7 protein-coding genes and 2 pseudogenes are annotated in these 5,889 nt (G+C 69.6%); 6 read left to right on the top strand and 3 right to left on the bottom strand.

Annotation, left to right across the window (positions count from 1 at the left end):
- Both VB739_RS15990 and VB739_RS15985 read left to right on the top strand, forming a co-directional pair.
- Window positions 1–479 (top strand): annotated as a pseudogene (locus VB739_RS15990) (hypothetical protein); the annotation flags it as partial.
- Between the two features lie 10 nt (window positions 480–489).
- A complete protein-coding gene (locus VB739_RS15985) occupies window positions 490–891 on the top strand; it encodes a transcriptional repressor (RefSeq protein WP_323358007.1) in 402 nt (133 codons plus the stop codon).
- Here VB739_RS15985 and VB739_RS15980 read toward each other — a convergent pair.
- Window positions 881–1,288: a tellurite resistance TerB family protein gene (locus VB739_RS15980; protein ID WP_323358006.1), complete on the bottom strand. Its 408-nt coding sequence runs from the start codon at window positions 1,286–1,288 to the stop codon at window positions 881–883. The two genes, VB739_RS15985 and VB739_RS15980, sit on opposite strands and share 11 nt — an antisense overlap.
- A gap of 94 nt (window positions 1,289–1,382) precedes the next feature.
- Between VB739_RS15980 and VB739_RS15975 the strand changes: the two genes are divergently transcribed.
- The 4 genes from VB739_RS15975 to VB739_RS15960 all read left to right on the top strand — a co-directional run bounded on the left by VB739_RS15975 (window position 1,383) and on the right by VB739_RS15960 (window position 5,547).
- Window positions 1,383–2,561: a GTP-binding protein gene (locus VB739_RS15975; RefSeq protein ID WP_323358005.1), complete on the top strand. Its 1,179-nt coding sequence runs from the start codon at window positions 1,383–1,385 to the stop codon at window positions 2,559–2,561.
- Between the two features lie 88 nt (window positions 2,562–2,649).
- Window positions 2,650–2,793: a hypothetical protein gene (locus tag VB739_RS15970; RefSeq protein ID WP_254962945.1), complete on the top strand. Its 144-nt coding sequence runs from the start codon at window positions 2,650–2,652 to the stop codon at window positions 2,791–2,793.
- Between the two features lie 91 nt (window positions 2,794–2,884).
- Window positions 2,885–3,976 (top strand): extracellular solute-binding protein, encoded by a 1,092-nt coding sequence (locus tag VB739_RS15965; RefSeq protein WP_323358004.1) that lies wholly within the window; start codon window positions 2,885–2,887, stop codon window positions 3,974–3,976.
- Between the two features lie 8 nt (window positions 3,977–3,984).
- Window positions 3,985–5,547, top strand: coding sequence for an iron ABC transporter permease (locus VB739_RS15960; RefSeq protein ID WP_323358003.1), 1,563 nt, complete (start codon window positions 3,985–3,987; stop codon window positions 5,545–5,547).
- A gap of 24 nt (window positions 5,548–5,571) precedes the next feature.
- Here the strand turns inward: VB739_RS15960 and VB739_RS15955 are convergent, their stop codons facing one another.
- Window positions 5,572–5,715, bottom strand: a complete 144-nt coding sequence (locus VB739_RS15955; protein ID WP_216910031.1) for a hypothetical protein — start codon at window positions 5,713–5,715, stop codon at window positions 5,572–5,574.
- 47 nt (window positions 5,716–5,762) lie between these two features.
- Window positions 5,763–5,889 (bottom strand): annotated as a pseudogene (locus VB739_RS15950) (Crp/Fnr family transcriptional regulator); the annotation flags it as partial.

The raw sequence follows: 5,889 nt of genomic DNA, 5'->3' as shown, positions 1-5,889 counted from the left end.
GTCAGACCCTGCCCGGCAGCCGCGACCTGAGCAGCTTCTGTCCCCGGGCGGGGCGGGCGCTCCTGGTGCGCCACTGGCCCGATTTCCGCCGCTCCCTGGAGCTGGTGGAGCCGGGCCTGGCCCCGCGCCAGCTCTGGATCGGCCCCCAGGCCCTGGTGGCCACGGCCTGCAGCCGCGGCGGCGAGCGGATCTGGGCGCTGCTCGTCGAAGGGGTGGGCCGCCCGTCCCTCACCCTGATCAGCCTCGATCGCCGCGGCTCCGTGCTGGCCCAGCGGCGCCTGAGCCGCTGGGAGCTGGAACCCGGCACCGGCCTCAGCTACGACCCCACCAGCGACCGACTGGCCGTGGTGCTGCGCCCGCTGGAGCAGGGCCAGGGGCCCCCACCGCCGGCGCAGGTGGTGCTGATCGAGGCCACCAGCCTCACCCCGTTGCCCCTCCAGCAGGAGGCCCTCCAGGCCATCTGGCTGCCGGCAGGGTAGAAACGGGACCATGCAGGCCCCCTCCGCCCCTGATCTCCCCCCCCGCCAGGCCTCCCTGCTGGCGGAGCTGCGCGCTGCCGACGGCGAACTGAGCGGCCAGGATCTGCACGCCCGGCTGCGCCATGGCCCCGCCGCCATGGGTCTGGCCACCGTCTACCGCCATCTGCGGCAGCTGCAGCAGCGGGGCCTGGTGCGCTGCCGCCACCTGCCCAGCGGCGAGGCCCTCTATGCGCCGACGGAGCGGGACGAGCACCACCTGACCTGCGTTGACTGCGGCAGCACCAGGGTGCTCAGCCACTGCCCGGTGCACGGCCTGCACATGCCAGAGGCGGAGCTGGGCGACTTTCTGCCGCTGTATCACACCCTGGAATTCTTCGGCCTGTGCGAGCGCTGCCGGGGCCTCAGGTCCTGAGGCTGTCGCGGTGCAGCACCGCCATCACCTCGAGGATCTGGCTGCAGCGTTCCGTCGGCACGCTGATCAGGTCCCCCAGCCGCTTCAGCATCTGCTGCTCCACCGGCTTGAAGCTGCGGTTGGTGTGCACCAGCAGGGCCGCCATCGCGTAGGCCGTCTCCTGCTGGGCGGGGGTCAGCACCGGCGCGGCCTCCATCAGCAGCGTCTCCCAGCCGCCGGTGCGCAACCGCCCCAGCAGGCCGTCGAACATCGCCCCCATCACGGCTTCGCCGAGGTTGCTGTAAGGCGATCGCACCTCCAGGAGCTGACGCAGCATGGCGGCCTCATCGGCGTCGAGGGCGCCATCGCAGGCCACGGCGGCAAGGCCGATGGCGGCGAAGGCTTCGCTGGGGGTCATGGTCCAGGTTCGTTGACCGCCATTCCAGCAGCCTTCACCGTGCTGGTGGGGCAGCCGCGCCGTCAGAATCGCCACAACGCCTTCGCCTCTCCCCATGACCAGCACGAACCTGGACGCCCCGACAGCGACGGCTGCCGTCAGCGAGGCCAAGCCCATCTCCGTGCCGGTGACGATCCTCACCGGGTTCCTGGGGGCCGGCAAGACCACCCTGCTCAACCACATCCTCACCAACCAGGAGGGGGTCAAGACCGCCGTTCTGGTGAATGAGTTCGGCGAGATCGGCATCGATAACGAGCTGATCGTGGCCACCGGCGACGACATGGTGGAACTGAGCAACGGCTGCATCTGCTGCTCGATCAACGGCGAGCTGCTGGAGGCCGTCTACCGGGTGCTGGAGCGCCCCGAACCGGTGGATTACCTGGTGGTGGAAACCACCGGACTGGCCGACCCCCTGCCCGTGGCCATGACCTTCCTGGGCAGCGACCTGCGCGACCTGACCCGGCTCGATTCGATCATCACCCTGGTGGACGCGGAGAACTTCGGCGCCGAGACGCTGCAGGGGGAGGTGGGCCGCTCCCAGATCGTCTACGGCGACATGATCCTGCTCAACAAGTGCGACCTGGTCAGTGAGGAGCGTCTTGAGGCCCTCGAAAGCGAGCTGCGGGCGATCAAGAACGAGGCCCGCATCCTGCGCTCGGTGAAGGGCGCGGTGCCCCTGCCGCTGCTGCTGAGCGTGGGGCTGTTCGAGACCGACAAGGTGGTGGCCCAGCAGCAGGCCCCCGCCGCCGGCCCCAGCCACGACCACGGCAGCGAAGACCACAGCCACTGCGACCACGACCACGGTCACTGCGAGCACGAACCGGCGACCGCGACCGCGGGCGGTGGCCACGATCACGGCCATCACCACAGCCACGATCACGATCACAGCCACGACCATGACCACGGTGGCCATCCCGACCACCAGGCGATCGAGGGCTTCACCTCCCTGTCCTTCAGCAGCGACGGCCCCTTCTCGCTGCGCAAGTTCCAGAACTTCCTCGACAACCAGATGCCGGCCGGGGTCTTCCGTGCCAAGGGCATCCTCTGGTTCAACGAAAGCGAGCGCCGCCACGTCTTTCACCTGGCCGGCAAGCGCTTTTCCATTGACGACAGCGACTGGCCGGGGCAGCGCAAGAACCAGCTGGTGCTGATCGGCAAGGATCTCGACCACAAGCGGCTGCGCCAGCAACTCCAGGCCTGTGTGGCCAAGGACGCGGGCAAGGGCTTCGCCTGATGGCCGCCGGCCCTTTGGGCCGGAATGCTGCATCCACTACGGAACCACCGGCTGGCGCCGCTAGGGTGATGATCTACGACCGTTTCCCATGACCGAGTTCCTCCTGATGACGGGCGTTCTCGCCCTTCTCGGTCTGGTGCTGTGGATGGCGATGGATTCCGACGACGACAACGGCGGCGGCGGCCTGATGCAACCCGCCCTGATCCCGGTGCGGCGCTCCACCTCCTACTGAGACGTCGCCATTGATACGCGCCCTCGCGTCGTTTGTTCCCTCTGCCGCTGGGCAACCCTCATAGGGTCCGGGCACACGCCCGTTCTTGATGATGCCCAGCTCCAGGTTCCCCCTTGGTCTTTTTTGGCTTGCCGCCGCCGGATCCGCTGCCGTGGGAGTAGCGGCCACGGCTTTCTTCGGCACTGGCACCCTGCCGGCCATCAGCCAGTCCCAGGCGAACGCTTCCGCCATCGCCCAGGCCGGCACCACGATCGGGGTTTACTCGGGCCGGCACTACAACACCGACAAGGCGCTCTATCGCCAGTTCACCGCCCGCACCGGCATCAAGGTCAACGTGCTGGAGGCCAAGGACGATGCCCTGCTGGAGCGCCTCAAGAGTGAGGGCAAGAACAGCCCCGCCGATGTGCTGGTGCTCGTCGATGCCGCCCGCCTTGACGCCGCCACCGACCAGGGCCTGTTCCGTCCTGTGCGTTCGGCCGCTCTTCAGCGCGACGTGCCCGCCAACCTGCGCGATTCCCAGGGCCGCTGGTACGGCCTGACGCGGCGTGTGCGCGCCGTGGTGGTCAACCCGAAGCTGGTGAATCCCGCCACGATCCGCACCTATGCCGACCTGGCCAAGCCGGCCCTGAAAGGCAAGCTCTGCCTGCGGGAGCGCAAGAGTCCCTACAACCAGTCGCTGGTGGCCAGCCAGATGATCCTGCGCGGTGATGCCGCCACCCGCACCTGGATCCGCGGCATGGTGGCCAATGTGAGCCAGCCCTTTTTCACCTCCGACACCCCCCTGGCCCGGGCCGTCGCCCGAGGCGAATGCGGCGTGGGGGTGGTGAACACGTACTACGTCGCCCGCATGCTCTCCGGTGAGGGCAGCGCCCAGGACAAGCAACTGGCCGAGAAATTGAAGGTGGTTTACGTCAATCCGTCCCACGTCAACATCAGCGGTGCCGGCGTCACCCGCCATGCCCGAAATCCGCAGGCGGCGATCAAGCTGATCGAATTCCTGGCCTCCCCCACCGGCGGCCGCGGCTACGCCGAAGCCAACAACGAGTACCCCCTCAAAGGCTTCGGGGATAATCCCATCCTCAAGCGGTTCGGCACCTTCCGGGCTGATGGCGTCTCGGTGGAGCAGATCGGCTCCAAGACCAGGGCGGCCACCCAGATGATGGAATCGAACGGCTGGAAGTAGGTCACCGGATGGGGGTTTTGGCAACGGCCGAGCGGGCAACAGCCAACAGGGCCGCGCCGCCACTGCGGCGTGCGCCCCTGGCGGCGGCGGTGCTCCTCGTCTGCGGACTGGCCCTGTTGCCGTTCCTGGCCCTGGCTGGCTTTGCCGTGCGGGATGCCGTCTCCAGCCCTCTCTGGCTGGGGAGCGAAGGCCTGGAACAGCTGACCAACACCGTCGCCTTGGTCGTCGGCGTCGGCCTGATCGGTGCCCTGCTGGGCACCGCCAACGGCTGGCTCACCGCCTGCTGCCAATTCCCGGGCCGCCGCTGGCTGCGGCTGGCCCAGGTGCTGCCCCTGGCGGCCCCTGCCTTCGTGTTGGCCGCCGTGCTGGTCGACCTGGGCAGCCGCTGGGGCTTCCGCGTGCACGGCATCGGCTGGGCTGTGCTGCTGCTCAGCCTCACCACCTACAGCTATGTGTTCCTGCTCTCCACCGAGAGCTTCGCCGGCAGTGGTCAGCGCCAGCTGGAGGCCTGCCGCAGCCTGGGCGTGGGCCCCTGGGGCAGCTTCCGGCGCGTGGCCCTGCCCCTGGCACTGCCGTCCATCGGCGCCGGGGTCGCCCTCAGCGGCATGGAGGTGGTCAATGAGCTCGGCGCGGTGGAACTGCTGGGCGTGCCCACCCTCTCGCGGGGCATCCTGCAGCGCTGGCAAAGCGAAGGCGACCTGCAGGGGGCCGTGGGTCTGGCCCTGGTCGCCCTGGTGCTGGTCAGCCTGCTGGTGGGGGCCGAGCGCTGGATGCGCCACCGCAGCCGCCGCTGGAACATCGGCCAGGACGGTGCCGGCACGTTGCAGTGGGAGCTGCGGGGCTGGCGTCGCCACCTGGCCATGCTGCTGACCCTGCTGCCGCCCCTGGCCAGCCTGGGGATCCCCCTCACCTGGCTGGTGCTGAGCCGTGACCATCTGCAGAGCGATCCGCTCGAGGATCTGCTGGCCCTCACCCTGCGCAGCCTTGGCCTGGCCCTGGCCGCCGCGCTGCTGACGGTGGCGGCGGCCCTGCTGCTGGCGATCAGTCGCCGCTGGCTCGCCCATCCCCTGCTGGGCCGGCTCACCTTCTTCGCCGGCATGGGCTACGCCGTACCCGGCACCGTGCTGGCCCTGGCGCTGATGCTGATCGGCGGCCCCCTGCAGCTCAGCCCCCTGCTGCTGCTGCTCTGGGGTTACGGCGACCGCTTTCTGGCCGTCTCGAAACAGGGGCTCGATGCCTCCTTCGAGCACATCCCCCCCAGCCTCGATGAGTGCGCCACCAGCCTCGGCTGCGGCTGGCTGGCGGTGCTGCGCCGGATTCACCTGCCGCTGCTGCGGGGGCCCCTGCTGGTCGGGGCCCTGCTGGTGTTCGTCGACGTGGTGAAGGAACTGCCCCTCACCTTCTCGCTGCGCCCCTTCGACTTCGACACCCTCTCGGTGCGGGTGTACCAGTACGCCAGCGACGAGCGGGTGGGGGCCGCCCTGGTGCCAGCGCTGCTGATCCTGGCCCTGGGGCTGGCGGCCTCGGTGGCCCTGATGCCCAGCCTCGAGCGCCAGGGCAAGGGGGGCTGAAGCGGCGCCCGCGGGCGTTGGGCCTCAGTCGCGGCCGCAGCAGCACTTGCCGCCTTTCCACTTGGAGCATTTCTTCTGGCGGCAGCCCTTCTTCTTGGCCTGGGGCTGGGGACCGCGGACGCTGATGGCGGCGGGGCTGTCGGGGAGGCTGCCGAGGGAGTTGGCCATGGGAGGGGCGACGAAGAACGGGCGGGGAGAGAAAAAGGAGGGGGGCTTCAGGCGGCCAGGGGAGCGCCATCGACCAGGGCCGGCGCCAGCCGCAGGCCGGTTTCACCGCTGGGGGCCTGCAGCAGTTCGGCGGCCCGGATGCGGGAGATCAACCGGGTGGTGGTGACCCGGGTG

The organism is Cyanobium gracile UHCC 0281 (genome assembly GCF_034931305.1).
Classification (GTDB): domain Bacteria; phylum Cyanobacteriota; class Cyanobacteriia; order PCC-6307; family Cyanobiaceae; genus Cyanobium; species Cyanobium gracile_A.
The sequence above is the reverse complement of the archived record's forward strand: the minus strand, read 5'-3'. Positions and strand labels throughout refer to the sequence as shown.